The organism is Bradyrhizobium sp. USDA 4474 (assembly GCF_054057515.1).
In genome coordinates this window covers 286,414-313,413 of record NZ_JBSRZJ010000001.1, presented here as the reverse complement: position 1 = coordinate 313,413, position 27,000 = coordinate 286,414, and the positions used below count along the sequence as shown (strand labels likewise).

The 27,000-nt window shown below is 58.1% G+C and carries 22 protein-coding genes and 4 pseudogenes; 12 read left to right on the top strand and 14 right to left on the bottom strand.

The features are described from left to right. Positions 1 to 1,149: 1,149 nt before the first annotated feature. Positions 1,150 to 1,302 (bottom strand): annotated as a pseudogene (locus ACVW16_RS01485) (RraA family protein); the annotation flags it as partial. 284 nt (positions 1,303 to 1,586) lie between these two features. On the opposite strand from ACVW16_RS01485, the gene ACVW16_RS01480 reads away from it, so the two are divergent. Then, the gene (locus ACVW16_RS01480; RefSeq protein WP_456739235.1) at positions 1,587 to 3,350 is read left to right on the top strand and encodes a DUF2235 domain-containing protein; all 1,764 of its coding nucleotides are present in this window, start codon (positions 1,587 to 1,589) and stop codon (positions 3,348 to 3,350) included. Beyond that, positions 3,347 to 3,805 carry a hypothetical protein gene (locus tag ACVW16_RS01475; RefSeq protein WP_456739236.1) on the top strand — a complete coding sequence of 153 codons (459 nt, stop codon included), beginning with the start codon at positions 3,347 to 3,349 and terminating at the stop codon, positions 3,803 to 3,805. Before ACVW16_RS01480 ends, ACVW16_RS01475 begins: the two co-directional genes overlap by 4 nt. Positions 3,806 to 3,992: 187 nt before the next feature. On the opposite strand, the gene ACVW16_RS01470 is transcribed toward ACVW16_RS01475, so the two are convergent. Continuing rightward, positions 3,993 to 4,739 (bottom strand): C13 family peptidase, encoded by a 747-nt coding sequence (locus ACVW16_RS01470; protein WP_456705518.1) that lies wholly within the window; start codon positions 4,737 to 4,739, stop codon positions 3,993 to 3,995. Positions 4,740 to 5,371: 632 nt separating this feature from the next. Here ACVW16_RS01470 and ACVW16_RS01465 point away from each other — a divergent pair. The 8 genes and pseudogenes from ACVW16_RS01465 to ACVW16_RS01430 all read left to right on the top strand — a co-directional run. Continuing rightward, on the top strand, positions 5,372 to 6,553 hold the full coding sequence (locus ACVW16_RS01465; protein ID WP_456705519.1) for a radical SAM protein: 1,182 nt from the start codon (positions 5,372 to 5,374) through the stop codon (positions 6,551 to 6,553). Between the two features lie 90 nt (positions 6,554 to 6,643). Continuing rightward, a protein-coding gene (locus ACVW16_RS01460; RefSeq protein ID WP_456704075.1) for an IS630 family transposase occupies positions 6,644 to 7,583 on the top strand; the annotation gives its coding sequence in 2 pieces (ribosomal slippage) (positions 6,644 to 6,979 and positions 6,981 to 7,583; 939 coding nt in all). Between the two features lie 102 nt (positions 7,584 to 7,685). Next, positions 7,686 to 8,342, top strand: a complete 657-nt coding sequence (locus ACVW16_RS01455; protein ID WP_456705520.1) for a phosphoribosylanthranilate isomerase — start codon at positions 7,686 to 7,688, stop codon at positions 8,340 to 8,342. A 1,615-nt stretch (positions 8,343 to 9,957) separates the two neighbouring features. Beyond that, the gene (locus ACVW16_RS01450) at positions 9,958 to 11,763 is read left to right on the top strand and encodes an adenylate/guanylate cyclase domain-containing protein (RefSeq protein WP_456802207.1); all 1,806 of its coding nucleotides are present in this window, start codon (positions 9,958 to 9,960) and stop codon (positions 11,761 to 11,763) included. Between the two features lie 45 nt (positions 11,764 to 11,808). Continuing rightward, the gene (locus ACVW16_RS01445) at positions 11,809 to 12,654 is read left to right on the top strand and encodes a phosphatase PAP2 family protein (protein WP_456739238.1); all 846 of its coding nucleotides are present in this window, start codon (positions 11,809 to 11,811) and stop codon (positions 12,652 to 12,654) included. A 67-nt stretch (positions 12,655 to 12,721) separates the two neighbouring features. After that, positions 12,722 to 13,333: a papain-like cysteine protease family protein gene (locus ACVW16_RS01440; protein WP_456705522.1), complete on the top strand. Its 612-nt coding sequence runs from the start codon at positions 12,722 to 12,724 to the stop codon at positions 13,331 to 13,333. Continuing rightward, positions 13,330 to 13,932 carry a hypothetical protein gene (locus ACVW16_RS01435; protein ID WP_456705523.1) on the top strand — a complete coding sequence of 201 codons (603 nt, stop codon included), beginning with the start codon at positions 13,330 to 13,332 and terminating at the stop codon, positions 13,930 to 13,932. Before ACVW16_RS01440 ends, ACVW16_RS01435 begins: the two co-directional genes overlap by 4 nt. Before the next feature lie 276 nt (positions 13,933 to 14,208). Beyond that, positions 14,209 to 15,118, top strand: a pseudogene (locus ACVW16_RS01430) (IS3 family transposase); the annotation flags it as partial. 257 nt (positions 15,119 to 15,375) lie between these two features. Here the strand turns inward: ACVW16_RS01430 and ACVW16_RS01425 are convergent. Then, on the bottom strand, positions 15,376 to 16,398 hold the full coding sequence (locus ACVW16_RS01425) for an IS110 family RNA-guided transposase (RefSeq protein WP_456739239.1): 1,023 nt from the start codon (positions 16,396 to 16,398) through the stop codon (positions 15,376 to 15,378). Positions 16,399 to 16,466: 68 nt separating this feature from the next. Here ACVW16_RS01425 and ACVW16_RS01420 point away from each other — a divergent pair. After that, a pseudogene (locus ACVW16_RS01420) lies at positions 16,467 to 16,745 on the top strand (integrase core domain-containing protein); the annotation flags it as partial. 187 nt (positions 16,746 to 16,932) lie between these two features. On the opposite strand, the gene ACVW16_RS01415 reads toward ACVW16_RS01420, so the two are convergent. Together ACVW16_RS01415 and ACVW16_RS01410 are read right to left on the bottom strand one after the other, a co-directional pair. Further along, positions 16,933 to 17,922: an ABC transporter substrate-binding protein gene (locus tag ACVW16_RS01415; protein ID WP_456739240.1), complete on the bottom strand. Its 990-nt coding sequence runs from the start codon at positions 17,920 to 17,922 to the stop codon at positions 16,933 to 16,935. A gap of 383 nt (positions 17,923 to 18,305) precedes the next feature. Continuing rightward, positions 18,306 to 20,243, bottom strand: coding sequence for an ATP-binding protein (locus ACVW16_RS01410; RefSeq protein WP_456734509.1), 1,938 nt, complete (start codon positions 20,241 to 20,243; stop codon positions 18,306 to 18,308). Between ACVW16_RS01410 and ACVW16_RS01405 the strand changes: the two genes are divergently transcribed. Continuing rightward, positions 20,220 to 20,735 carry a hypothetical protein gene (locus ACVW16_RS01405; protein ID WP_456802206.1) on the top strand — a complete coding sequence of 172 codons (516 nt, stop codon included), beginning with the start codon at positions 20,220 to 20,222 and terminating at the stop codon, positions 20,733 to 20,735. The genes ACVW16_RS01410 and ACVW16_RS01405 overlap by 24 nt on opposite strands. Before the next feature lie 507 nt (positions 20,736 to 21,242). Here the strand turns inward: ACVW16_RS01405 and ACVW16_RS01400 are convergent. From ACVW16_RS01400 to ACVW16_RS01360, 9 genes and pseudogenes are all read right to left on the bottom strand, one after another. Then, positions 21,243 to 21,593 carry an ABC transporter substrate binding protein gene (locus tag ACVW16_RS01400; RefSeq protein WP_456705527.1) on the bottom strand — a complete coding sequence of 117 codons (351 nt, stop codon included), beginning with the start codon at positions 21,591 to 21,593 and terminating at the stop codon, positions 21,243 to 21,245. 31 nt (positions 21,594 to 21,624) lie between these two features. Further along, positions 21,625 to 22,254 (bottom strand): ABC transporter substrate binding protein, encoded by a 630-nt coding sequence (locus ACVW16_RS01395; RefSeq protein ID WP_456739241.1) that lies wholly within the window; start codon positions 22,252 to 22,254, stop codon positions 21,625 to 21,627. Between the two features lie 262 nt (positions 22,255 to 22,516). Next, on the bottom strand, positions 22,517 to 23,173 hold the full coding sequence (locus ACVW16_RS01390; RefSeq protein ID WP_456705529.1) for a DUF2865 domain-containing protein: 657 nt from the start codon (positions 23,171 to 23,173) through the stop codon (positions 22,517 to 22,519). A 1,138-nt stretch (positions 23,174 to 24,311) separates the two neighbouring features. Beyond that, positions 24,312 to 24,716 (bottom strand): hypothetical protein, encoded by a 405-nt coding sequence (locus tag ACVW16_RS01385; RefSeq protein ID WP_456705530.1) that lies wholly within the window; start codon positions 24,714 to 24,716, stop codon positions 24,312 to 24,314. Positions 24,717 to 24,941: 225 nt separating this feature from the next. Next, positions 24,942 to 25,205: a phage integrase central domain-containing protein gene (locus tag ACVW16_RS01380; RefSeq protein WP_456739242.1), complete on the bottom strand. Its 264-nt coding sequence runs from the start codon at positions 25,203 to 25,205 to the stop codon at positions 24,942 to 24,944. Between the two features lie 61 nt (positions 25,206 to 25,266). Next, positions 25,267 to 25,476: pseudogene (locus tag ACVW16_RS01375) on the bottom strand (integrase arm-type DNA-binding domain-containing protein); the annotation flags it as partial. 364 nt (positions 25,477 to 25,840) lie between these two features. After that, positions 25,841 to 26,089: a hypothetical protein gene (locus ACVW16_RS01370; RefSeq protein WP_456739243.1), complete on the bottom strand. Its 249-nt coding sequence runs from the start codon at positions 26,087 to 26,089 to the stop codon at positions 25,841 to 25,843. 353 nt (positions 26,090 to 26,442) lie between these two features. Further along, positions 26,443 to 26,568, bottom strand: coding sequence for a DUF2934 domain-containing protein (locus ACVW16_RS01365; protein ID WP_456802223.1), 126 nt, complete (start codon positions 26,566 to 26,568; stop codon positions 26,443 to 26,445). 286 nt (positions 26,569 to 26,854) lie between these two features. Next, on the bottom strand, positions 26,855 to 26,989 hold the full coding sequence (locus ACVW16_RS01360) for a hypothetical protein (protein WP_456705532.1): 135 nt from the start codon (positions 26,987 to 26,989) through the stop codon (positions 26,855 to 26,857). Positions 26,990 to 27,000: the final 11 nt, after the last annotated feature.

Below are 27,000 nucleotides of genomic sequence, written 5' to 3'. Positions count from 1 at the left end.
GCGGTCGAGCGCCATAGCCTGAAGCCAGCCCCAGGGCGATGGTTGCTCGGCCGTCACCGTAGCAAACAACATGCCACGCCTAGACCGTGGCTCCGATACTCGGGACGTCGGCGTCCGGGGTCCGGCTGGCATGTTTGGTGGCGCGGCGCGGGAAACAGAAAAGCGGCCTCGGGTACGCAGCGGGCTGGGTAGGCCGGGGCCGCTCTGCGGGCATTGGTGGCCCGCAGCCATCAACGAACCGCGGGGGCGCCGTCGGTTCCTGCCCAAATCCGGCGCCGGGCCAACTAGGCTTGCGACTTGTACCCGCCTTCAGCGAGGCGCGGCCCCAGCCCTAGCCGGTGATTCACTCAGCCATTCGCCATTGCGAAAAGGTTTCGCCGCTCTTTCGACTGATCTGGCCTCGCTGCTTGCGAAAGCGCTGAGTACGGCCGTATATCGCCTGCCGGGACCGTCCTAGGCGTTTGGCGGTTTCGTCAGCTTGGACGCCATCGCTTCTTCGTCCGGCAACCAGGGCCGTCCTGTTGCGTGATCGTTGGACATAGAAATCACGTCGGAGGTCAATTACGAAACGATAGCGCCAGATCGTAAGTGAACGTTCAAAACGGCAGCGTCGCAATTGCTTGGCTGGCTCCTTGGCGTGACGAGTCGTTGCACCTAGAGGGCACCAATCTTTAGACAAATCACGTAGGCGATTACAAATCCCGGCAGAAAGAGGAAAAACCACACGACGCCGTTCGGCTCGCCATGGGATGCAAACTCACGGTTTGGATCTGTCTCACGGTGATGGGGCACGTCCGAAGAGATGTTCTGACTCGGGCGTCTGCGTCTGGCTACTCGCCTTAGAAGCTGCTTGACGGCCGTTTCGTGCGAGCTCGTTGTGGTGTCATCTCGATCGGACATCGGTGCTCTACCTCTTCACTTCATCCGATGTCGACCAGCCGCGGCTATTTCCCGCCATTCCTCGGACCTTCGCTTGGTAGCCCGGCCGCTAACTGCGCACGAAATCCCGCAATATCTCGAAGTAATTCGTCGCGACCCGGCCCCTGCGGAAGCTTCCGAGCGGTGGCCTCTAATAGCCTCACAGCCGTCTCTTCTAGTTTCCGCATGTCGTTGCTGCAACCGTTCGGTGGGTGCTTCCGGCGACGCACCGCCGATCAATGCGTTGGTGAGATCGCCCCCCGCGTCGACCACGATGACATCGCCGGGATCGGCGATCGCCATCGCCTTGTGAAGCATCAGATTGTCGCCCGGGCACGTCTTCACGGTCAGCGCGGGGCCGGCCATCCCTCCGGACTGGTGCATCTCGAGATTTTCTTGGCCTGCCTGATGACCGGGGTCATTTCCTCGGGCTTCTCGGTCTTGAAGCGAGTGAATTGAACGATCGTCACTGGCTACCTCCATCATTGTGTGAAATGTCCAAGAGGCACCGGATCGTAGCGGCGCGGCGCTTTGGCTATTCTAAAATTGATCAAGTAGCTCAATCTATTCTCGCTCGTTCGCCACGGAATCTGTGAACCATCTCACACCCGACACAACCGCAAACCGATAACTTCTTTTTGTAGTCCTACCGCTTGAGTGACAAAGCGATGAAGAAAATCGTTGTTCTCTCTGACGGCACAGGCAACTCCTCTGCCGCTGTCTGGCGCACTAATGTATGGCGCACATTCGAGGCAATCGATCTCTCGAATTCGGATCAGGTCGCATTTTATGACGACGGGGTTGGGACCTCGAGCTTCAAACCTCTCGCGATACTCGGCGGCGCCTTCGGCTACGGCCTGAAACGCAATGTCATCGACATCTACAAGTTCATCTGCAGAAATTATCGAGACGACGGTGACGAGATATTCGGCTTCGGCTTTAGCCGTGGTGCTTTCACAATCCGCGTAGTCGTAGGCTTGATCTTGGATCAGGGCTTGGTCGAGGCGGAAGATGAGCTCGATCTCGATAGTCGCGCGACTGCCGCGTTCGAGGACTATCGACGTCGCAAGTATCATACGGTCTGGTGGAGCTTGTTCAGGGGTGATCGAAAAATACCGCCGCCTAAGGACACAGCCAGAAATAAGCCGGTCAAGAGCATCCGTTTCCTGGGCCTTTGGGATACGGTGGCGGCCTACGGGCTCCCCGTCGATGAAATGACCCGCGGCGTCAACAAATGGATATGGCCGCTCGAGCTCCCAAGCCGGGTGCTTGATCCCCGCGTTAAACGCGGCTGCCACGCGTTAGCCTTGGACGATGAACGCACGACATTTCACCCCGTCTTGTGGGATGAGAGCAAGGAGACGCCAGCCCAATCCGAACAACCGCGGCCGATCTCCGAGGAACGCATCAGCCAAGTCTGGTTCTCCGGAATGCATTCCAATGTCGGCGGCGGTTATCCCGACGATTCGCTGGCGAGGATCCCGCAGTGCTGGATCATGACCGAAGCCCAGAAGTGCGGCCTTCGCTTCAAGTCTGCTCCAACCGCCGATCCGGATAGTATGATCGCCACGCATTCCGCCAGAGACAAGGACGGGCGGCTCTATGACTCTCGCAGCGGCCTCGGCAGTTATTACCGCTACGGTCCGCGCAAGCTCGCCGAGCTGTGTCACGACCGCCTTTCGCGCGACGAAGGCCATCGGGTCAAGATCGATAAGCCAAAGATTCATGAGAGCGTCTTTCGGCGCATCCAAAACAACGCACATCCTTGCGCGCCACTCGGTATCCCGTCGCGGTATGACGTCCTCACGGACAAGGGCCAAATCCTTCCGGCCCCCGCCAACCCCTACGAAACGAGCGCTCAGAGTGAAGCGCGGGCGAAGGCGCAGGAAGCGGTCTGGAACACGGTTTGGCTTCGCCGCGTCGTATACTTCTTAAACGTCTTTGCCTCCGCGGCGCTGCTGGTTTTTCCGCTGCTGAAAGCCCTGCCGGCCTCAGATGAGTTCTCCAGTCCCGTGCGGTGGCTTTCCGACCTCATTCGCCTCATCGGCTCCTTTCTTCCGTCCATTGCCACGCCCTGGATCAACGGATATGCCCGCAGTCCCCTTACTTTCCTGGTTCTCGCGCTGGCGGTTGCGGCATTCTCGCTAATCGGAAGCCGGCTCTCGGCACGCATCAAGAGCGACATGGGCGCGATTTGGCAAAATTCTATGGTGACCGGCACCACTATCGCAAGCGCGCCGGAAAACTGGATCTATCGGCTGCGCACCAGCACGCCGTACGAATGGTCCAAACGATTTCGGAAGTTTCAGTTGGGGCCCGCCTCTCAGCCGTCTTCTTTCTGTATGCCGGAATTATGGCCGTCAACCACCTCCTCTACATCGTCATCGACGATGCCGGCTTCGTGTGCAGCGAGAGTAGTCCGACCGCAATGACAAAGGGGGAAACGCGACGACTGATCCTTGACACGTCTTCAGTGTGCTCGCCCACTGGCATTCTTCTTCAAGATGGTCAGCGCTATCTCGTCACGATCAAAGCGAGGGAACCGCAATGGTTCGATCGGACGATTGCGACGACGGCTGCAGGCTTCTATAGCCTGGACCCGCCCACGATCTGGGAACGGGCAGCGATGCTGTTTGCGCTCCCGATGCGCCGCGAATTGATCCGGCCCTGGTTCAGGATCGTCGCTAGGACCGGCAGCGTCGGAGGCGAGGAGAGCTTTTTGGATCCCGATCCAGAAGACCATTCGATCGAAGAGGTGATCCGCGCAACGCGCGATGGCGAACTATTTTTCTTTGTCAACGACGCCGTCGTTGGCGTGCCTAGACTGGCCGGTACATTTTATGCGAACAACCGTGGCACCGCCGAAATTACGGTGACGCGGCGGTAGCCCCTAATAGGTAGATCACGGATTATGGAAAGAAGTCGGCCGAGGGCCGAGTTCTGGGCCGAAGCAGGTTCATCATCTTCTGCTCCTGTAGGCTGGCAGCCGCTTCGCGCGCCCGCTCTGCGGGGCGGGCTCTATAAGTTGCGCTCACCGAATCTTCGTCTGGGAGCCGAGGCTCCCGGCCGGTCGTTCAAGGACGTGCAACAAGCAATGACTGCACGTTTGCACCGCCGGCCATGAGAGGATTCGACGGCTCGAAGTGCTCCCCCAGTTCTCGTTTCTGGACAAGCAAGCGCGCATCGAGAAACGCATCCTTCAGGCTTACGGCTCGCCGGAGCGCGACGTTAAAAAACGCATCACCGAAATAGGTCCACTTCGCCTTATCTTGACACCCAAACGACGCATGATTTGCGTCGGCCGCAGTGATGACCAGCACATCGGGATTCGCGAGACGTGGGATGAAGACCCCGGAATAGCAAGCCGAGATGACCACCACCTTATGTCGCACACCAGTCTTCGCGAGTATGCTAGCGAGACGAGAGGGCGTCAGTGTTTGTGTGAGCCGCCCCGCCTTGATTGCAAGTCCGTCGGGAGAGCCATGGGAGGTGAGAATCAGAAAGAGAACATCTTTATCGGCATTCAGGCTATTGGCTGCGACCTGCAACGAACTAGCCAAGGCTTCGATCGTTGCACCTCCGCCTTTCTTCGAATTGTATTGTACGTCGATCGCGCCAGTTTCGAAACGGGCCGCTACGACCTGAGCTGCGCCAGTTGCCTCCGCTCTAAATACGCCCTGATCGCCGAAAAGGCCAAAGGACACCACGCCAACCTTTCGAGCATCCTCAATAGCGCATACCGACGAAACCAACGGCCCGACGGTCAGAATTAAAGCGAGGAGCGGCGCGCAGAGCCGCCTGATCCAACAATGAGAGGTCATGCAAAACCTCGTTTCGAGATCGCCGCTAAAGAATTGCGGCTCTATACAAAATAGTGGACGTACAGTGAATTACCATTAGTCGGAGTGTACCTCTCCAGCCACGCTCTCGCTTCGCCGCTCTGACGCGTCAATTTGAACGCTTGATTTGCATCAACGTTGCGTTTGCCGTTGCGTACGAGCATGTCCTGAACTTGCCTTGTCCCTAGGCGGCCGACCACGTTGCCACTTCAATATAAAAGGTATACCTTGCCACCGCTTCAGCCGGTCCACCGGCCTTTCGCTCGATCCCTGCACCGCGTCGCGAAAATGAGGAGCATGACCATGCCGATTACGACGCTGAAGGTTTTGGCCAGCCTCATACAATTACATGGGCCAGGGGCAACAATTCAAAGCGACCATCAGGGTATCGACGCATTGCTGAACGATCTGCGCGGACAGAGTGCGGAGCAAGGCGTTGTCTCCGAGGAACCCGTGGCGACCCAAGCCGCTTTCAGACGAGGGGGTTTTGCTAAAGGGGCTAATGCAGGCGCCTTTCGCAGGGCGGCGTACGCCCCGGGCGCGGGCGCGTTCCGCCGAGGGGGATTTGTTCGAGGGTATTAGATAGGTTTCTTCTAGCCCGGCTCGGTATCGGCATGTCGGCTGACGGTTCAGATTTTGCTGCCTTCCAGGATCTGCCGATTGCGCAGTTGCTGGTCAAGGTTGCGACGAGATGTAACATCGACTGCTCTTATTGCTACTGGTTTCGCGATACGTCCGTTTATAGCAAGCCCAAACTGATGAGCCCTGACGTGCAGCATCAATTGCTGCAGCGCATCGAGGAGCACGTCGTCAGATACTCCCTCGTCGATTTTCCGATCATTCTGCACGGCGGCGAGCCGCTGCTATGGGGCGTCGAGAACTTCCATCGCTTTGCCGAGGCCTGCGAGGCTATTTCATCACGGACGGGCTGCGAATTTCCCATCGCGGTCACGACCAACGGCGTGTTGATCGATGACGAATGGCTGGCCTGCTTCGAGGCCCGCCACATTTCGGTTGCGATCAGTCTGGATGGGCCAGCACACATACATGACATTCATCGCAGAACATTTCAGGGTACGGGTACCCACGCCGCTGTGGAACGTGCCGCTCGAATGCTGGTATCGCGTAAGATTGGCGTAATTGCCCTGGCAGTCTGCAATCCCGTCCACGCGCCACAGCACTATGCTGATTTTTTCGCTGCGTGTGGAATCTCCAACTACGACATCATGATCCCCGACGCGACGGTGGATGAGAAACCGCCATCTATTGCCGCGTTCTACAAGGGTCTGTTCGACTTGTGGCTGGAGGCAAATCGTACAAAGTCGACGACCAATATTCGTATCATTTCTGACATGATCACTGCCCTGCTTAGCAACAATTCGCCGACCGAGGGCGTGGGCCACAAACCTGTCGAACTTTGCACCGTCATGACAGATGGCACCGTGGAGGCGCACGATGTACTGCGGATTGCAGGCGACGGCTTCACGAGCACCACGTTCAACATCTTCGATCATGCGATCGACGAGGTCAGGAACGAGCCTCGCTGGAAAGCCGCGCGGGATGCCTCAATCAATCTTTGCGCGAAGTGTCGGCAATGCAAGTTCATGAACGCCTGCGGCGGAGGCTATCTTCCGCATCGTTTCTCCAAAAAGAACGGTTACGATAATCCTTCGGTCTATTGCGACGATCTCTACGCGATGTTTGAGAACATGCAGTCCGCACTTGAGAGCCATCTCTACGTCAGCAAGCCAGACGGGGGTCGCCTCAATGTGCGCGAGCTCTTGGCAGACGCCTAAAGCGGGATGGCTTTAGTCTGAATCGATTTGGGATTCCCAAACCAGTTTGTTTCTGATTCACCATGCTGGCTGGATAGGAGGCCAGCATGGATGGGCAAGCCTTACTCTCTGGATCTCCGTAAACGTGTCGTAGCCGCGATCGAGGGCGGGATGTCGCGCAATCGAGCCGCCAAGCAGTTTGGGGTGGCGATCAGCACGGCCATCGGCTGGATGCAGCGGGTCGAGAAGACCGGCAGCGTTGAGCCTAGCCAGATCGGCGGCTACAAGCCGAAGGCAATTTCGGGCAAGCACGCGGTCTGGCTGTCACAACGGATCAAGGATGGCGATTTCACCATACGCGGTCTCGTTGCCGAGCTTGCCGGACGTGGCCTGAAGGTCGACTACCACTCGGTGTGGGACTTCGTACATGCCGAGAAGCTCAGCTTCAAAAAAAAGCGTGGCGGCTGGCGAGCGCGATCGACCTGAGGTCGCGCGGCGGCGAGCCCAGTGGACAAAGTATCAAGATCGCGTCGAAGCTGAGCGGCTGGTCTTCATCGACGAGACCTGGACCAGGACCGATATGGCACCCTTGCGGGGATGGGCGCCGCGCGGGCACAGACTACACACCAAGGTTCCCCACGGCCGCTGGAAGACCATGACCTTCCTGGCGGCCCTGCGCCACGACCGGATCGAGGCGCCATGGTTCATCGAGGGGCCGATCGACGGCGTGAGCTTTCGCATCTATGTCGAGAAGGTTCTTCTGCCCGTCCTTCGACCCGGCGATATCGTCATCCTGGATAACCTCGGCAGCCACAGGAGCAAGGCAGTTCGCCAGCTCATCCGTTCGGTCGGTGCCAAGCTGTTTTTCCTGCCAAAATACTCGCCCGACCTGAACCCGATCGAACAGGTCTTTGCCAAGCTCAAGCATCTGCTCCGCAAAGCCGCCGCGCGAACCGTCGACGCAGTCTGCGCCGCAATCGGCCACGCCCTCGACGCCTTCACCTCCGAGGAATGTGCCAACTACCTCAAAAACTCAGGCTATCGAACTTAATGCCATCACGCTTTAGTCGACTGCACGAACCGCCAGACGTTCCGCCCGCGGGGAGGCCGCCGTGCCGATCCCAGTGTGTGGCCCAGAGGGCCGGGTAGAACAATGCTGACGCAAATCTACGAAGTCGCGACGCCCGCCGAAGCCGAAGCAATATCCTCAATTGGTGTAGATCATGTCGGCGTGCTTGTCGGCGATGGTTCCTTCCCTCGCGAGCTTCCGGTTCACAAAGCAGCTGCCGTTATGAAAGCGATCCGGGCGCCGTCTGTACTTTCAGCGTTGTTCCTCTCGGCGGATGTCGATCTCATCGAACGGATGGCCAGGGAGCTTAATCCCCAGATCGTGCACCTCGGCGCTTCCAACGACTTGCTTACGCCTGATCATGTCGTGGCGCTGCGAAAGACTCTGCCAAAACTCAAATTCATTCGCAGCATATCTGTGACGGGACCCGAGGCGGTACACGTGGCGCGCACTTATGATGGAATTGTTCAGTGGATCCTACTTGATAGTCATCGAGTAGGCGATATCCAAATCGGTGCGCAGGGCGTGACGCATGACTGGAGCGTCAGTCGAACGATTGTCGAGACTGTTCGCACCCCGGTAATACTCGCTGGTGGCCTCGGACCAGACAACGTCGAAGAGGCCATCCGATCGGTCCAACCTGCCGGCGTTGACTCGAAAACGAAGACCGACCGCGAGGGTGCTCACTCAAAAGACCGGGCCAAGGTCGAAGCTTTCTATCGCGCCGCGAAGAGCTATTAGGTCTTCTCTTTGTTGGCTCTTGTGAGACGTTCGGATTCGACAGCATGTCGGTTTGCGCCAAAACCGGCCGATCCTCGCAAGACTATGCTTCATTGGCGTGACAAGGTCAGCCCGCATAGGCAAACTGGGCTTACCCGCGTTCGCAGTTTACACCATCGCATCAGCTAGCCCTGGCCGCTGTTATCAGGAGTAGAAGATCGGAGCAAATCGCTAGGTGGGCTACCGCTTCCGGCATGTGGTTGGAGTAATGACCCTGGGCCCGGATCCTTCGCAACGTGGACGGACACGCCTGATACCTTGCGGACCTACGATAACGCTGGTCCGCACAGTGAGGCTGGTCATGGCGCTGGGCACCACCCCCGCGTACGCCGCTGACGTTAATTATCTGGCCCCGACAGGAATCCCCGCAAAGGAGTTTCCCGCACCTCGGCGTCCGGTTGCGCCGATCCCCAGCCTAAGCCGCTCCGCCGAGGAGCACCGCGACTTCCTGAATGAGGCCGGTGAGGTCGCACGTCTTCTTGAGCTGAAACCAGGCATGACAGTCGGCGATATTGGTGCAGGCAGCGGCTACTGCACGGTCCGTCTCTCATACCTCTTCAGCCCGAACGGTTATCGTCGCCCAGGATGTGATGCGGGATTACCTCATCGAGCTCAGGAGGCGAACGGAACGACTGGGGCTGAGATACGTTATATTTGTGATGGGCGAACCGCACGACCCCCGCCTGCCCGCTTCGTCGCTGGATGTCGCCATCCTTGGGCACATGTATCACGAGATAGCCCCAGCCCTATGCCTTCCTTTACAATCTCGCGCCCGCATTGAAGCCGGAATTGTCGACTTCGAGCGTCCCACCTCATGGCACGGCAGGTCGATTGAGCTGCTGCGTTGCGAATTGACCGCTGTTGGCTACGGTCAGATCGCCACGTATCAGCTTGGAGGCGGTGGCGGATATTTGGCGGTATTTGCTCCACCGCAAGAAGCGGGTCTCCGATGGACATACGTCACGAGCGTCGAGTAGATCGTCTGGACCTCGTCTTTCATCCGACCGACGACTGCCTGCTTCGGGCCGGCGAAATGCTGAAAGACTATAGTCACCAGATAAGCTGACCAACCATCATTAAGCCGACCGGCGACCAATTGACCGTATCCGTTGGCGATCGTGCTCGGGCCGGTGAGAGTCCCTTGCCTTCCAGGATCTGTCTAACGGAGGGAGTCGGTGAGAAGCGAGGCCGGCGCATGGTTCGCGCGAACGGGACATTCCCCGCCAGTTCGGATCGCACGCTTCGAGTAACTCGATGTCTCTCCGGAGAGAGGGGCCCACGAACCGGCTACCCAGCCAGTCATGCAACTACTCCGCACGGCCGGTACAACGTCGGACCAAGGGGCCAAGACCGAGCGGGTTCGGCTGACGGCACTACCGATACGTTTCCAGCGAAATAGAGAAGCAAGGAAGGGTTGTAGCAGCAGCCATTTACCACAGGCGCCGTAAAGGCTCCTCGATATCTGCCTAGCACTTGATTCCCTGCGATGCCCTGATTTTGGGCCGCTATCGAACGGCGCTGCTGAAGACTCCACTTCAAACTGGTGGTAGAGTAATCATTCGCTTGGTTTGAGGAGGTGGCTGTGCCTTCTGGCCCAGACGTTTCAGTCGAGCCGATTATCGAGTTCGGTCGCCTCAGCCGAGCTGTGCTCGCCGCTGATGTAGTAGCGTATACGCGTCTCATGGAGACCAACGAGCTTCAAATTCATCGACGGTTTCGTCGCCTAAGGGTAGAAACTATCGATCCATGCATCCTTTACATGCGCGGGGAGATCGTCAAGAACACGGGCGATGGCTTTATCGCCATATTTGAAAGTCCATTGGACGCCCTAAAAGCAGCCGCAGAGTTGCAGCGCGAGATTAGATCCAGGGAAGCAGACCATCCGCCTGAACTCCAAATATCATTTCGGATGGGCATCCATTGGGATCCCGTGATTGTGGATCTGAATGATGTGTATGGCAGCGGAGTCAATATTGCCGCTCGGTTGCAAACCGCGGCCCCAGCTGGCGGAATTGTCCTCTCGTCAGCTATGCTCGACCAGATTGGTGATCAGAATGAATACGCTTTCGACGATTTGGGCGAACTTCGGTTTAAGAATCTAACACGGCCGATAGCCGCCTTTTCTGTTCGCTTGCCCGGTGTAGACCGCAGTGCAGCTGTGGGTTTTGCGTCGAAGGGTTCAAAGCGAGCAAGACTGCCATCGATCGGCGTACTGCCGTTCGCAAATCTCTCGCAAAACAATGACGACAACTATTTTGCTGAAGGTTTCGTCGACGACATTATCGCCACCTTGAGCAACCTTCGGGATCTACTAGTCGTCTCTCGTGGTTCAACTGTTAATTTTGTCCGGCGGTCTTTAGACCCATCCTTGGCAAGCGAGAAGCTCGGAGTGCGATATGTTCTAAACGGAAAGGTTAGGAGGACAGGAAACTCTATTCGTGTGTCAGTAGAGCTTACTGACTTGGCAGCTGGTTCAGTGATCTGGGCAGAGAAATATGATTCGAAGATCGACGATATCTTCGTTGTACAGGACGAGATTGCTTCTGCGATAGTAGAGCGCGTAGCTACCCACGTTCGTCGAGCTGAAGTTAGGCGTGCCATGCGTAAGCGGCCACAAAGCCTCAACGCATACGATCACCTGCTTCGAGCCCTTGAGCTGCTCTATAAGCTTGACTTCTCCAGTTTTTCGCGAGCGCGAACTCTTCTTGAAAGGGCACGTGAGGACGACAATACATATGCAGCGCCTTTTGCGTTCTCAGCGCATTGGCACTTGTTCAACATTGCAGAAGGCTGGTCTTCCGATCCTGCTGTCGAAATTGCAGAAGTTATGCACTTGTCAGACCTGGCGCTTGAGCGAGACCCCAGCAATGCACTCGCGCTTGCGCTGAAGGGACATGCCACGAGTATGTTCTTCCGCGACTACGATGCTGCGTTGGACTGCTTCGATCGTGCGCTTACTATTTCCCCGAATAACGCTTGGGCTTGGATGTTTAGCAGTGCGACTTATGGTTTCATCGGTGATGCTTTGAGCGGTATCGAGCGGGCAGAGCGGGCAATTCGTCTTTCGCCTCTCGATCAGCAAGCATTTGTAAGTTACGCTAGGCTCGCACAGAACCATTATCTCAACGAGGGCTACGAGGACGCCCTGCGATGGTCCCGTAAGGCTCTAAGTTTAAACCCTCGCTTTGGAAATGCGATCCGCATAGCAGCGGCGAGCCTACTCGCTCTCGGTCGCGATGAACAAGCCACGCAGATGGTCACACAACACAGCAAGGTGCTACCTCAATTCAAAGTCTCTCAATACGCAGCCCGTTGTCCATTTAAAGAACCCCAACGTTCTTTGTACTTGCAAAGATTGAGATCCGCCGGAATTCCCGATTAACTCTGGCGTGCCGCTCCGAAGTAATCTTTAACTCAGGAGGAAGCCATGCGCTTGCACATACTTGAAGGTGGCGGAGAGGGGGGCGGCGAAGGCGGAGGCGAGGGTGGCGGAGAAGGCGGCGGCAGCGCGGTTGGCGGCGCGTATGTCGGTGCACCGGCCCCCCAAGGTGCGCCCTTTCTACTCTTCGATCCGCTCGGCGGCACCATTTGCGAAAAAGATCTAAACTATGACATTCATTTCCCATCTTCTGCGTGGCAGCCTGATCTGTTCGGCGTGATAGCACTTGCAGAATTTGGTGAGACGGATTGGCAGAAGAAGATTACGCATTCAGGTCCACCCACCGATCCCAAGATCATCTTCCATGAGATCGAACAGCTATTTGCTATGGCTCGAGACGAGCGGCCACGCTTGGTCAACGAGATTTTGGACCAGAATGCTAGACTCAGGGGATACTTCGCCCAAGTCCTGATGTTATCGTCGTGGTCGCACTCTGAAACACTCAAAGTAATTGAAATGGCGATGCGTGTAGCGCAGCTGGTTTCGATTTATTTCAAGCTGCGTTTCAAGCGGGCGCGACCTCAACAAGTGTGTCCAGCCTTGGTTCCTCTGATTAACTCCCCTTGGCACGCATCATTTCCGAGCGCTCATTCTTTGGAAAGTCACATGATAGCGTATTCGCTCGCGAAAATTAGACCACGCAGCGGACGTGAGCTAATTGCGCTAGCAGATCGCATTGGTCGAAATCGCGAAGTCGCCGGAGTCCACTATCCAACTGATACAGCCGCCGGAGTAGAAATTGCGAAACAAGCGTTTAAGCTTTTGATGACGTGCGGCAGCTTTAACGACGCGATCGAAAGAGCGCAGAGTGAGCCAGGCGGCTCAGGACATTAGAAATGGAAGCACGTCGGATGCAAATCGGGTCCGGCTAACCTATCAGCTTATTCTCGAGGTAACTCAAATGACATCAGTCGCGGGAGAAGGCGAACGCGCCTTAGGCTCGGTGTGTGATCCGATCAAACTAGGCTCAGTCCACGATTCAACCTGGAAGGCTCTAGATTTTCACCTTGAGTATCAAGAGAAGACCAATTGGTGCTGGGCGGCCTTAGCGGTCAGCGTTGCTAAGACTTACGTTTCATCAGGCAAGTACTCTCAATGCGAGATTGCAAACGGTGAACTCGGCAGGACGGACTGTTGCAAACAAGACAAGGATGAGCCGTGCAATGTATTTGGGTATCTTATGTCGTCGCTCAATCGTCTCGACCGCTTTGAACAATGGAATGTCCGACGACCTGAAAAGTCCGAGCGTTTAAGGCTTCAAGTGCGAGACGCGATTCAAGCTGAGATTCGAAGCGAGATAGACCAAGGTCGTCCCTTGTGCGCGCGCATTGCCTGGTTAGGGGGTGGCGAGCATTTCGTTGCGATCTACGGCTATGCTGGCGACACTGAGGTGGATGCAGTAGCTATCGCAGATCCATGGTGGGGCTTGTCAGACATAGATTGGAGCGACTTTCCCGCTCTTTACCGGATGGGGGCCGTCTATACGGACAGTTATCACACGAGGGCGCCATGACAGCTTACCTTTCAGCAAATTCGCAAGAAGCTAAGAAAGCTGCGCTAGATGGCATTCGAAAACGTGCCGCGACCAGAGGATTTCTTACGCCAAAGTTGAAGAAGGCAAAGCCAGACGCTCTTCAGCTATGTTGGGGGCACAGGCTCGGCTTTGTGCGGCTCAACGAAGTACCTAAGGACGGAAATATCAGAGCTGCCGCGAGGATTTCAGGATGGCGGTTCTTTGTTGTCGAGTCCGATGAGGCTATCGCAGCAGCACACGTTATGAGAGATGAGCATGGAGAACTCCGGCTATGCGAATTGAACGAGGGGCAGTTCGTCAGCGGCACTCTGGATGTTCTCAAAGACATTCTCGCTGATTTTAACGATGGCAGCAAAAACGGAACAAGATTGCCGTCTTTCGAGCTTTTACTTTTGATTGTTCCAGCACTTTGCTCGGTCAACTGGTGGGCGCAGTTCGAGGACCAAGCCAATGATTGGATTGCGCCCGTCAGCCCAACCCTTAGCCGTATCGAGTCAAAGCGTCTTTCGCCGAAAGAACTGCTTGGGGCTCTTAACGATGAGTACGAACATGCGGCGCAGGTTATGGAAACGTCCTAGCTAGGGCTCGACCAACGACAGAGCCGACGGTAGCAGTCAGACATGCATCCGCGACAGGCAGGCTTGGGCCGCGCACGCTTAGCGGTATATCGAACAGGACGCAGACGCCCAGCGTAAAGTTGTTCAGCAAATGTGAGGCGCACTTGAGGGTCGAGAGGCGGCGTTCCGATGAACCCCCGGGTAGCCGATTTAGGGTCCCCTGCAAAGGAGAGCCATCGAGCCACTGAGTATTTCCTCCAGAAGGAGCTAGAGTCCGCCCCGAAGAAGGACGGACAGATGAAGCGAGCACGGTTCACGGAAGAGCAAATTATTGCGGTGCTGAAGGAGCATGAGGCCGGGGCGAAGACGGCCGATCTGGCTCGCAAGCACGGGATCTCCGAGGCACGATCTACAATTGGAAGGCCAAATTCGGCGGCATGGACGTTTCCGAAGCGAAGCGGTTGAGGGCCCTGGAGGAGGAGAACGGAAAGCTGAAGAAGCTTCTGGCCGAACAGATGCTCGATGCAGCCGCACTCCGTGAGCTCCTTTCAAAAAAATGGTAGGGCCCGCCGCCAAGCGCGCTGCGGTCGCGCATCTGCAGGCCGTCGTGAGCCTGTCGGAGCGGCGGGCCTGCTCGATCGTGGGTGCGGATCGGAAGATGATCCGCTATCGCTCCAGCCGCCCGCAGGACGCAGTTCTGCGGGGCCGGTTGCGCGATCTCGCCAACGAGCGGCGGCGTTTCGGCTATCGCCGCCTGTTCGTCCTGCTGCGGCGCGAGGGCGAGCCATCGGGGATCGACCGGATCTACCGGCTTTATCGCGAGGAAGGGCTCACCGTCCGCAAGCGGCGGGCTCGCCGCAAGGCCGCGGGGAGCCGGGCCCCGATCCTAGTCGAGGCCTAGCCAAATGCCCGCTGGTCGTTGGACTTCGTCCACGACCAGTTCGCCAATGGCCGACGCTTCCGCATCCTCAACATCGTCGACGACGTCACCAAGGAATGCCTGGGCGCTATTCCGGACACGTCGATCTCGGGGCGGCGCGTGGCCCGCGAACTCACGGCAATCGTCGAGCGACGCCGCAAGCCAGGAATGATCGTGTCCGACCATGGCACCGAGTTCACCTGCAACGCCATGCTGGCTTGGTGCAAGGACGCAGCCATCGATTGGCACTTCATCGCACCGGGAAAGCCCATGCAGAATGGCTTCGTGTATAGACGGCCCCGCGGATGCAAGAGATTTCAGCAGCACTTTGGTTACCGGTCGGGTGCGTTCATGTATACGGCCTGTTAGTGCGACCGATGCCATGGCCGCTGGCCCTGATCGAGATCGCGGATCGAGGCCTCATCAACGGGTCGCGCTTGTTGCGCTTAAAACTCTTCGGGCTTTCTCGATCCCCAGCTCCGCCGGTTTCCATCACGCTGTCATCTGCCCTCACTCCTTAGGGTGGCCAAAAAAAGCGCGGCAGCTCAGGCCGCGAGCTTAGGCCGATAGAACTCACCGGTCGTCATCATTGCCCAGATGATCCGAGCCAACTTGTTGGCGACAGCGACCGCAACAACCATGGGCCGACGCCGTTCAAGAAGGGCTTCGATCCAGCCAGCTCCGACCCGGGACCGGGCCTTTGGACACCGAACGACGTTGCGTGCCCCGATGACAAGCAAGTGCCTGAGATAGGAATCGCCCTGCTTTGTTATGCGGCCGAGCCTGTCCTTCCCGCCGGTGGAATTTTGTCTAGGCGTCAGGCCAAGCCAGGCCGCGAACTCCCGCCCGGAGCGGAAAATTGTCGCGTCCGGTACGGTCCCGGCGAGAGCTGTGGCCGTTATGGGACCGATCCCGGGGATCGAGGACAGCAACTTCGCCATCGGATTTACGCGCTGGATCTGAGCCAGCTCGCGCTCGATAGCCTCGACCTGCCGGTCCAATTCCTTCAGTTGGTTCACAAGGACGGCTAATGCGATCCGGGCGTGGGCCGGTAGCGTCAGTTCCTCGTCATCCAACACGTCCACCAGACCATCCACCCGTTGCCGGCCTTGCCCGACGATGATTCCGAACTCAGCAAAGTGAGCCCGAATGGCGCAGGCCGTCATGGTTCGTTGGCGGACCAATAAGCCTCTTGCACGATGAAGCATCAAGAAGCCCTGGTTCTCGCCGCTCTTGATGGGAACGAACCGCATATTGGGACGACTGACCGCTTCGCAGATCGCGGCCGCGTCAGCGGCGTCATTCTTGGCTCCTCTTCGTACGTAGGGTTTAATATAGGCCGGCGGGATCAATCTCACATCATGTCCAAACTGCCGAATCTCCCGCGCCCAGTCGTGAGCAGTCGCGCAGGCTTCGATGCCGACCAGGCAAGGTGCGAGCGAGGAGAAGAACGACACGATCTCGCCTCGCCGGAGGCGTTGGCGACCGGCCACTTGGCCTTGGCCATCAACTGCATGGATGTGAAATACGTGCTTCGAAATGTCCAACCCAATTGTCGCGAGTTCCATTGGTGAATTGCTCCTGTTACCGGGTTCGTCCATCGCCAGTATATCGCCGGCGCCGAGGAAGCGGGGCCGTCTTCCCCATCAACGGCCGGATGCGCGATGAGCTACTCAACGAGACTCTGTTCTTCGATCTCGATGATGCCCGCGCCAAAATCGCCAATTGGGTCGCCGACTACAATCTCCAGCGTCCCCACTCGTCGCTGAAATACCTGACCCCCGCGGCCTACGCCGCCCACCTCACCGCAACGGACGATCGGCTGCGCAACCCCGACCAGCTCCGCCGATCGTCCGTTGCTCCACCCGCGCCACTTGGCGTACAAACCCCCGAGACTCTAACTGCTGCTGGATGAAAATTCAGTGGCAGGTCAGGTAGTTTTTGCTTTGCGGGTCCACGGACGGACGCCTGCCTCGGGTCAATCGCGACGGTTTGGCCCGGTTTAAGTTAGGTCCGGTCTAGCTCTGACAGCCGACACAGCTGCGGCCGTGGGATGCGGCAGCGATGGGCCAATTCCAGACTAAACTCCGCACTACAAAAACCTACTCGATTACCTGGTCAGCACGGGCGACCAATCCAGCAGGGATTTCAAGGCCGAGCGTTTTTGCAGTTTTCAAGTTGATCGAGAGGACGAAGTTCGTTGGTTGGGAGACGGGGATATCCACTATCTTTGTGCCCTTGAGCACTTGGGCCACCGAGTTAGCCCACCGCTCCGGTATATCGCTGTCGACTTGCGTATAAGCCAGGAGGCCGTGACCGTTCTCGACAACGTCCGGATACCAACCTATGGACGGAAGCCGATATCTCAACGCTAACTCGGCGATAAGATATCGGTGGGTGAAATTGCCACCAAGTCCGTTAGCCATGAGTGCCTCGGCCGACTGCTGAGCCACAGTCTCAAATGCTTGATGGTAGTCCTCTTCGTCGACCCAATGGTCCATCGGGATGCCAATTATTGATACTCCTGATGCCCGGCCAGCCTCGACAACTGCGCGTCCCCAAACTCCTTCCCAATCGTAGCGATTTGAAAGGTAGGCAACACGTGATGCGGAGCTAACGGCCTGCCGCAGAATATCGAGGTGCTTCCCTTGCATCTCAATCCCCGCGTCCGCAGCGATTCCAGTAATGTTGCCCTCAGGCCGGTTAGGGTTACGCACAAATCCGGCGTCGAGCGATGGCATGTATGCAACAATCGGAATCGTGGATGTCTCTTTAGCGACCTTCGCTAAGAGTTGGTTGTCCCACGACACCATGATTACGTCGGGCTTTGCTTCGACCGCCTTGCGTGCGATCTCTGAATATCGTTCGGGCTGATCCTCCGCGCCATATATGTCTACGATCAGGTTTTTGCCCTCGCTGTAGCCAAGCTGCCGCAAGCGCTCAAGCAATCTCGCGAGAAAGGACGAAGGAGGCTTCGGGCGCTTCACATGGGCGCAGTACACCACGCGATAGACCTTGGTTGGCTCAGCCGCCCGCAGCGCGCTCACCGTTGTCGTGGCCAACAATCCTGCAAGAAGATCGCGCCGTTGCATGTGACCCCCTCAAGGACCACGCTCGTGGGCTGAGAAGGTTAGCATTTTTTTTCACGCCGTCAGAGCGGTAAGATGAGGACGGCAGGTCGCCTTTGGGTCAAAATCGGCGGTCTAGCCCCCGCAAGGCGCTTCCGGTCTACACTCGACAGACGACACTTGGGACCAACCTCGGGGTAGGCAGCATCGGCCAAGAGCGGAAAAAATTGGCGCGGCGCTAGGCCTCGCCAAGCGCGTCATCTGTTCCGCGAGCCGCTACCGCTTGCCACGCTGGGACGCCTGGAAATCGAAGATGAGGATGAGGACGACGAGTAGGCGCATCTGAGCCCGGCCTGGTCCGAGCACCTCGCTCGGACGGGGAGCGCCTATCGTGATGATCAACTCGACTATGAGAGCGATCCGGGCGGCTCTGGTCGAGCGGCAGCATCCCCATCGGGCGTGCGCATGGCCAGCGCCGTGCGTATCATTCGGGCAAGATCCGACCTGAGATAGGGCTTCGCCAGCAGGAGGACACCCGGGTCGAGGCGCCCGTGATGCACGATGGCGTTGTCGGTATAGCCGGAGCTGAAGAGCACCTTGAGGCCGGGCCGCCGCCTCACGGCCTCGTCGGCGAGATGACGCCCGTTCATGAGGCCGGGCATGATTACGTCGGTGAACAGCAGATCGACGGCATCACCATGTTCGATGCGGGCCAGCGCTTCGGCGGCGTTACTCGCGAGGATCGCGGTATAGCCGAGGCTCCGCAGCTGAGCGCCAACGTAGTCGCGCACCAATGCTTCATCCTCGACCACCAGAATTGTTTCAGTTCCCCTCTCGACCTGCGTCACCGGCTGGGCACGCGCCTGCCCCTCATCGTGCTCCCCTGCCGGCGGCAGATAGATCCTAACAGTCGTTCCACATCCCTCCTCGCTGTAGATCTTGATGTGGCCGTTCGACTGCTTGACGAAGCCGTAGACCATGCTGAGGCCGAGCCCGGATCCCTTCCCGGCGTGCTTCGTGGTGAAGAACGGATCGAACACCTTGTCGCGGATCGCGGCGGGGATTCCTTGCCCGGTATCGCTAACGGCGATCATCACGTAAGGTCCCGGACGAACGTCGCCATTTGCACTCGCATAGTCCTCGTCAAGCTGGACGTTCTCGGTCTCCAGCATGAGCTTGCCGCCGGCCGGCATCGCATCTCGCGCATTTACGGCAAGATTGACCAGAGAGTTGCTCAGTTGGCTCGGATCGACCAGGGCGGCCCACACATCGTCCGCCAACATCGAAACGATCTCGACGTTGTCGCCGAGCATCGGCCGCAAAAGCCGGCCCACATCGATGACCAGCGCATTGACGTCCGTTCGGCGCGGCTGCAGCGGCTGCAAACGGGAGAAGGCGAGCAGCCGATGAGTGAGGTCCGCGCCGCGCTTGGCGGCTTCGTCGATCATTTTGGCGATGGCGGAAAGCTCTGGATTGCCGGCAACGCCGTCCTTCAGAATCTCTATGGTGCCAAGAATGACGGTGAGCATGTTGTTGAAGTCGTGCGCAACGCCTCCTGTGAGTTGGCCGACCGATTCCATTTTCTGGGCCTGCACCAGTTTCCGTTCCAGCTCGGCCTTGCTGTTCAATTCGTCCTGGGCCTGCACGAAGCTCGATCTCATCCTTTCGAGGGAGCGGGCCAGCGCATCGATCTCGTCGACCGACGATGCCACGTTGATCGGTCGAGAGAATTCCATGAGCCCGATGCGCTCACTTTCAGCCGACAACTGCTCGATCGGCCGGGCGATGCGCGTGCCGAACCATATCGCGGCAAACGACGCGATTGTTATGCAGCCGACGACAAGCGCTGCGCCAATCGCCAGCTTGCCCGCGCCCACCCATCCGAAATCCGCTGAGGGCGCGAGCGTTGCAATCCAGAAGGTTTGACCTGCAGGATGCACCGCATGGAACGATGCGAACCAGAGGTTTCCGCTTTCCTCGACCGGGATGATCTCGTTAGAAGGACGCCCGCGAGCCTGCCAGGCTCGGTATGACGCCGTTAGCGGCGCCACTCCGAGCGCGTCGACAGGCTTCAGCAATGCCTTCCTGACGGTCTCGCTCGTCCATCCCGGATGGCGCGGGAGACCGAGCGCCTCGCCGGCGTCGGTCAAAATCGCCGCCAGTCCGGAATTGGTGAAACGGACCTGCTGCGTGAAGCTCGTGATTTCACGGAGCCACACATCGCTGGTGATGGCGTAGCGATGGCCGTCCGGAGCGGTCCACCGCACCACCGCCGACAGGCCCGGCTCGCCGGACGAGACGAACCGATAGGCCGCCGTCCAATGGATATTGTCGTCCTTCGGCATCGCTGCGGCGGCCAGAAACCACGGACGCTTTCTGGCATCGTAGTCGGTCTTTCGCAGCTCGTCGCCGACCACCCGGTCGCTCTCATCGTAACTGATGAAGCGCCCGACGCCGCCGCGCACGTCCGGATCGGTGAGGCGGTTGAACCAGCGCCCGTTGGCTTCCGACGAGATCAGGATCTCGCGACCGTCGTCGCGCGCGATTGCGAACGAGGTGATGCCGCTGGTCCCTTTCAGGAGTGGGCGAAGCAGAGCGTTCGAGGCGTCGAGACGATCGACATCGATCAGTCCCTTGAGTCCCCATTCGCGTTCGAGGCGAGCGATCGCCTCGACCCTGACGAAGATCGTCTCGAAATCAGCGGTCACCTGGACGGCGGCACGGCGGCTCTCCGACGCCGCCAGCTCCTTCACCAGCGGCCGATAGAGCAAGACGTAGATGCCCATGGCGCAGATCAGCAAGGCCACGGTGACGACCCCAACGCCTCCGAACACTAAGCTGCGCCGAATGGACCACTTGCGATCCATCTGACCCAGGTCGGGAACTTGTTCGGGCTGCAGCAAGCGATATCCCTGGTAAGAATCTTGATCGCCGGCACTGTAGGATTTCAGCGCCTTTGGGGGAACCAAGGAATGCAATCAAGCCGCCGACTTTTGCTGCCGGTGGTCCTGTTACTAACCGCCGCTGCAAAAGACGGACCGCATGGAGTTCAAAAGCGTCGGATGGCCGCCGGTAGCCCTGTCCGGTCTGATCGCTCTGCCTCTGGATGGACATGGAAGGCGACCTGCTCCGTGAGACGATGCCGCTCGCCACGACGAAGAGGAGGTAGAAGATGACGAGGACGACGAGTAAGTCCGCTTAGCTAGCGGCCTGATCGGAGCGCTCAGCTCCGGCTCACCTGATGTCCGCTTTGCTGCCGGCAATGAAGCAAGAGCGGACATCGCTGGATGGCGCTGCTGTGAAGGGTTTCGGACGCCGGCCGCCCGAATACGCCGCGCCGTCAGTCATGCGGCCGGCATCCGAAACCCTTCACAATTCCTCACCTCGTCCGCGCGGGCGACCAATCCGGCGGGTATTTCGAGGCCGAGCATCCTTGCTGTTTTTAGATTGATCGCGAGGATGAATTTCGTCGGCGGAGAGACGGGGATATCCGCTATTTTGGTGCCATTGAGAACTTGGCCCACGGCATTAGCAAAGCGGTCCGTAAGATCGCTCAAGTCCGCCGCGTAAGAGAGGAGTCCGGGACCGTTCTCGACAATATCGGGAGACCAACCAATCGAGGGCAGTCGATATTTCAAGGCTAATTCAGCGATGAGTTTTCTGTGAGTGAAATTACCACCTAGCCCGTTAAACATGAGCGCGTCTGCGGACTGCTGGCCTATGGTCTCAAATGCTCGACGATAGTCCTCGTCCTCTACCCAATGGTCCATCGGTATGCCGATAATTGAAATGCCCGAACTGCGCCCAGCCTGGACAACCGCATGCCCCCAAGTCCCTTCCCAATCGTAGCGGTTTGAGAGATAGGCGATACGGGACGCAGATGGGACAGCTTGGCAGGATGTCGAGGTGTTTTCCCTGCATCTCCGTCCCGGCGTCAAAGGCGAAACCGGTGATATTGCCTTCCGGCCGAGCAGGGTTGCGCACAAATCCGGCGTCGAGCGATGGCATTTGCCAAAGAATCGGGATCGTGGATGTCTCTTTAGCGACCTGCGCTAGGAGCTGGTTGTCCCACGACACCACGATCACATCGGGCTTTGCCTGGACAGCCTTGCGTGCGATCTCCGCGTAGCGTTCTGGCCGATCCTCAGCGAAATATCCATCCGCGACCAAATTCTTACCTTCGATGTAACCGAGCTGGCGTAAGCGGTCGAATATGCGGATCGCAATGGGCCCCCGCGGCAACCGCTTGAAATGATTGCAAAACGCCAGCCGGTAGACCCTGTTTGGCTCGGCAGCTCGCACCGCGGTGGCCGTTGTCGTCGCCAATAATCCTGCAAGAAGGTCCCGCCGTCGCATGCGCCCCTCCCTCCACGGACCCAGGCCTGTGGGATGAGAAGGTTAGCACTTTTTCGCGGCGCAAGAGCGATGACTAAGGACCGCAAGATCGGCTTCGGGTCAAAGGCTACCCTCGTCGACCAGCATGAACTTGGTCCGGTCACCTTTCGTAAGCGGACATACTTGCGCTCTGGGCTAACGTCAGCGACGGGCCGACAACGAAAGGAGGTCTGCAAGAGGTGACCGTCGGACATTGATTGCAACATCAATCCGCATCTATGCGTTAGTCGCGCCCAGGCACCGGCTTCGGCGTGATGGTCGCCGCCGGAAGCGGCGTGCGCGTCAACTCGGAAGACGCTAATGGCGTGAAATCTGGGCTCTGGTCGTTGCCGACCCGTATGCCGGAATAGGCGACGAGCCCGTCAGCGGTAGCGACCGCGTCGCCCGAGCGTAACGAGCCGTCCATCGCGAGATCGACTGACGCAAGACCGGCGGGATTGTGGCCGTTGCAGGTGCAATCGGCTCGCAGCGCCTTCCGATAGGCAAAGGCGTTTTCGCTATCGCCGTATCGTTCGCCGGTTGCGGTATAGGCTCTGTCGATGCTGGAGCCGAAGAACACTTTGGTGGGGCTTGCCGGACAGAAGGCTTGGCACATCTGCGCCGGCAACGCCGCGCCGCGCATCAGCGGAAAATATTTGCCGTCGCAGCTGCGCACGCAGAAAGCAGGTCCCGCGCTTACGACGACCGGCCGCGGCGGTGGTGATTGCGGATTGTTGTTAAAAGACGAGGTCTGCTGCTGTTGCTTCTGGCCGCCACCGAAAAAGAAATCAAGCAAGCCCTCGGCCGCACCCATTTCGGGCGTCAGCACCACGGGGCCAACGATGGCAACAGCAACAAGCATGTGGCGCAGCTTGCAGTGAAAGGACAATTCGGTACGCATCGCTTGCTCCACCGGACGCAAGGAACTCTCTTCAGTACTGAGGGCGTTGCGTCAAACGTGGATACGAAACGCGCTCTAAGCTGGGCGGAGAAGGGGAAATAAATAGGCGAGCGGGCGGCGCAAGCGCCACATTCCGGCCGTTATGGGACAAGGAGCCGTGATCCCACGGAGTTCGCGCCGCGTTAAAACCGACCGAAGTCCGGTGCGGGTCAAAGGCTGCCCTGGGCAGCAGCATGCTCTTGGTCGGGTCATCTCTTGGGGATCGGACATAGCAGCGCTGTGGGTGTGGACGGCTCCGGGTTGGCAAGAAGAATCTTCACGTCGCAGGATTGGTCGGAGCAGCCATGTGTTCGGCCTGTTTGTGCGATAATAACCGCTGGCCATAATGCCCTCCGCGGATCAGGTCCCTGGGCGCTGGCAAGATTCAGCCTCATGAGTTCGCTGATTCTTTCGTCGCGCCTAGCGCATTCAGCCAACAACTTGACAAGATCGTAATCCGTCGCGGCGCCGGCCCTGCTGAGAACACGCAACCACTGCGAAATGCGGTTCGCGCCCCGCCGAGTTGCAATTCAAATGGCGTTGCAAGATCTTGTTCTCGATTAAGATCCTTCTTCACGACCGCGGCTCCGCGGCCTTTTTATGAGGATGCGCAGCGTTTCCGAGCGTCGGCTCGATGCCGTGATCGATGAGCTTCTGAATGTCACTATCGCGCCAAGCGGTGATGCGCGGCCCGAGCTTCACCGGTCGGGAAAGCGACCGGACTTGACCCCGGCCCACCACGTCCTCCTCGCCAACGCCAATGGCCCATAGGGCCTAATAATTTCGCTAAGCCGCCACAGGGCTCGAGAGTTTGTGTCAGACATGCAGAACCTCACGCAATGTCGAATGCCGTGAGCGTCTGCTTTCCTTCGAACTAAAAACAGGGAGAATTAATGTGCCTGTTGTCTGAGCCCTATCGGCAAACCAGTTATGTTGGGTTCCCGTTGTGCTGATCGAGCGCCGGCAGGAATAGATCGCTGTAATGTCGCGCCAGGCGAATCATGGGGTGTCCGCCGCTCATTTCTTCCATAGGTTCGATCTGTTTGGCGACATCGGATACAGCCTTCAGACTGACCCTCCACCTCCCCCCTCCTTATATTTAGTCTTGTAGGGGTCTTTCTCTCGCAAGGTCTTCAAAGCCTCCTTTCGGCTCCATCTCTTTTTGCTTGAAATGCTCCTCCCAAATTTGGATCAGGTCAAATCCTAGAGCCACCTTACGTTCTTTCGACCATTCCGGTGGACGGCCGCAAGCGGCGATATAGGTCCGGCAGAATATCTCAAGGAGAGTTCGCCAAAAGAAAGGGTCGTCGTGGCCGACTACGGGCGGCAAGCTCGGAGTCATCGTGCGCATCTTCAAGGAGCGGGTCTTGTTGTTGGCTGATGGCCCTAACCGCAACCGATGAAGACGTATCTGCGGCCCAGTCCCGAAACGCTGAACGAAAGCCATGGACCGTGAGGTGACGCCCAATCGGCGCAGCATCATCAAAAACACCATGTTCGACATCGGAGAGCTCAAGTCTCGTCCTGGGAAGATCGGACCTGAATCGCTGTTCAAGGCGCGGGCGGCGCGAAGTATCTCGACTGCGCGCGGCGCCAGCGGGACACGGTGTTCTCGTCCCGCTTTCATATGGCCGGCGGGGACTGCCCAAGTCGCCATTTCCAGGTCCACCTCACCCCACTGGGCTCTCTACACCTCGTTCGTTCGAGCAGCAGCAGTTAGGATCAGAAACTAAAGCCCTAGTCGCGCGAACTCGGCGGTAGGCGCCTCGGGGAGCCGCTTAACGAAGGCAGGTACGTCGGCGTAGGGGATCGCATCGAAGTGGCGGCGCTTCTCGTTCTGCCGAGGAAGCCCCATTCGGACGCCGTCGACTGGATTGTCGCCCTTGCGGTACCCAGCAGCCTTCGCCCAGTCCAGGACTGTTGCTATCCGTTGCCGGATGCGCCGCGCGGTTTCCGGCTTAGAAAGCCAGACTGGTGACAGCACCAGCAGCACGTCTGCTGTTTCGATGCTTTCAATTGCCTTCCAAGCTCTTCATCCACTGATCGGCATGCCCTTACCGTTTCTTCCAACCACCGCGGCGCTGTTCCATCGTGGATCTCGCGGCTTCCGCGAATGTTGGAATCTTCGCCCGGGCTGAGCGCTTGGCTTCGATGGGGTCCCCACCCTCTCTGGCCAGTTTTCGATACGCCAGTGCTTTTTGTCGCGCTTCAGCCAGGGAGACTAGGCGCAGACCGCCAAGGCCGATGTCGCGCCGTTTGCCTCGGACAACAGTTCGAAGGACCCATCGCTTTGCACCGGATGGATCGACGACGAGTACAAGCCGTTGCCATCACCATATCGGCCCGGCTGAGTCAGCTTGTTAATTCGCAGAGCAGATAGAGCCTTCTGTGGTTGCCGCCGGTCCATACCACATTCCATACCACATTCTGTTTGGGATTTTACAGGACGAAGGTGGACTGACGTGGATGGTCCCACAGCTTAGGTGACGGAAACTCAGCGCTAATTGGATTTTATTGAACCTAGTTGGACGCTAACGATAAGGACACTGTCGCCCCGCTGGGCCGAGGCGCGCCCGCATATCTCTACTCTATCCGAATACATAAGCCGCAGGGCTGAGCGCTGGCCTCTCAACTTCCTCCGGCTGGAGGGTGAGCTGTCATGTAGGACGTCGCAATGGTCAGAAGATGGACTGCAGCGGTGCCAAGCTGCTGCATGTCCTGATCGATCGTATATGTGCCCGCGGCGCGACGATATGCCATTGCTACAGTAGCGTAAGCATCCGTGATGAAAATGGCCGAATGGTCTTCCCCGTCATTTCCACGACGGATCCGGCGCTTCACTACCACGAGCGCAGCTTCAGCAGTGGCTCTGGCCATCTGTGCGTCCTCCGCAAGCGGATCAATGACGGGACGAACCGTTGCTTGCCGGACCCATCTGACGATAAGTAACTTCGTAGGAAGCGCTGCGTTCGGCCAACAACATATTGCCGATCCTCTCGGACTGCCTTCCGTCGCGGGTCAGCTTTGATCCAGTCAAACACGTTCGTCTCTCGCTCAAACAGAATTATCAAAGACCGCTCGTCGTCGAGCGTACATGGCTCGTGCCGTTGCTCAAGATCTACTTCGCTGTACATTCCGGCCAGCGCTCCTCCAGGGGCGTCCCGCTGCAAAACAGATCGTGATTTTTCCCATGAAGCGGGTGGGGCCAAAGCAACGGCGTCATTGGGCTACTACCTTGTGTCGTCATCTCGGCTGAATTTGTCGACGATTGTCCGCTCAGCCTGGAGCCAGAAATCCCAATCGCGCCCCGAAGGGCACCCACTCTGTTCCCAGAGCTCGTAAGCCCTCGCCCTGATTTGTGGCCGCCGCGGCGCCGCAAAGAGCCGCTTAATCCTGCGCTAATCGCAATAGCCGCTGCACCGTGGTCTCATCTTTAATGTAGGCCGCAGCGCGTGTAGCCAGCTCAATATGATGCTTTAACTCCTGCTCGTTTTCCATGACCGCGACCTTTGCGGCTAGGCGGCTTTGCTCGAATTACGTTCGACCGTGAAAAGCGGTGCAACTATGAGCGCCTGGGCAAATCATGAGGCGGAGTTAGCGGACGGCCGCGCCGGATCAACTGGGTTAACCTGGAGGCCCGCCTCATTCCAGGGCTTCAATAATCTGCTTTCCCAAGAGCTTAGCTTCTTCAATTCCACATTGTGCGTCAGGATGTCCCTTGAAGAAATCCGCGATCGTCGTCGCAATGATCGTGTTTACTTGGTGTGGATCATCCATTTTACGGAATC

Bases quoted from the DNA above. Each gene is read 5' to 3' on its own strand.
- ACVW16_RS01480 (WP_456739235.1), top strand. From the start codon at position 1,587: ATGAAGAAAATCGTTGTTCTCTCTGACGGCACAGGCAACTCCTCTGCC.
- ACVW16_RS01475 (WP_456739236.1), top strand. From the start codon at position 3,347: ATGACAAAGGGGGAAACGCGACGACTGATCCTTGACACGTCTTCAGTG.
- ACVW16_RS01470 (WP_456705518.1), bottom strand. From the start codon at position 4,739: ATGACCTCTCATTGTTGGATCAGGCGGCTCTGCGCGCCGCTCCTCGCT.
- ACVW16_RS01465 (WP_456705519.1), top strand. From the start codon at position 5,372: ATGTCGGCTGACGGTTCAGATTTTGCTGCCTTCCAGGATCTGCCGATT.
- ACVW16_RS01455 (WP_456705520.1), top strand. From the start codon at position 7,686: ATGCTGACGCAAATCTACGAAGTCGCGACGCCCGCCGAAGCCGAAGCA.
- ACVW16_RS01445 (WP_456739238.1), top strand. From the start codon at position 11,809: ATGCGCTTGCACATACTTGAAGGTGGCGGAGAGGGGGGCGGCGAAGGC.
- ACVW16_RS01440 (WP_456705522.1), top strand. From the start codon at position 12,722: ATGACATCAGTCGCGGGAGAAGGCGAACGCGCCTTAGGCTCGGTGTGT.
- ACVW16_RS01435 (WP_456705523.1), top strand. From the start codon at position 13,330: ATGACAGCTTACCTTTCAGCAAATTCGCAAGAAGCTAAGAAAGCTGCG.
- ACVW16_RS01425 (WP_456739239.1), bottom strand. From the start codon at position 16,398: ATGGAACTCGCGACAATTGGGTTGGACATTTCGAAGCACGTATTTCAC.
- ACVW16_RS01415 (WP_456739240.1), bottom strand. From the start codon at position 17,922: ATGCAACGGCGCGATCTTCTTGCAGGATTGTTGGCCACGACAACGGTG.
- ACVW16_RS01405 (WP_456802206.1), top strand. From the start codon at position 20,220: ATGGATATTGTCGTCCTTCGGCATCGCTGCGGCGGCCAGAAACCACGG.
- ACVW16_RS01410 (WP_456734509.1), bottom strand. From the start codon at position 20,243: ATGCCGAAGGACGACAATATCCATTGGACGGCGGCCTATCGGTTCGTC.
- ACVW16_RS01400 (WP_456705527.1), bottom strand. From the start codon at position 21,593: ATGTTTAACGGGCTAGGTGGTAATTTCACTCACAGAAAACTCATCGCT.
- ACVW16_RS01395 (WP_456739241.1), bottom strand. From the start codon at position 22,254: ATGCGACGGCGGGACCTTCTTGCAGGATTATTGGCGACGACAACGGCC.
- ACVW16_RS01390 (WP_456705529.1), bottom strand. From the start codon at position 23,173: ATGCGTACCGAATTGTCCTTTCACTGCAAGCTGCGCCACATGCTTGTT.
- ACVW16_RS01385 (WP_456705530.1), bottom strand. From the start codon at position 24,716: ATGTCGAACATGGTGTTTTTGATGATGCTGCGCCGATTGGGCGTCACC.
- ACVW16_RS01370 (WP_456739243.1), bottom strand. From the start codon at position 26,089: ATGGCCAGAGCCACTGCTGAAGCTGCGCTCGTGGTAGTGAAGCGCCGG.
- ACVW16_RS01360 (WP_456705532.1), bottom strand. From the start codon at position 26,989: ATGGATGATCCACACCAAGTAAACACGATCATTGCGACGACGATCGCG.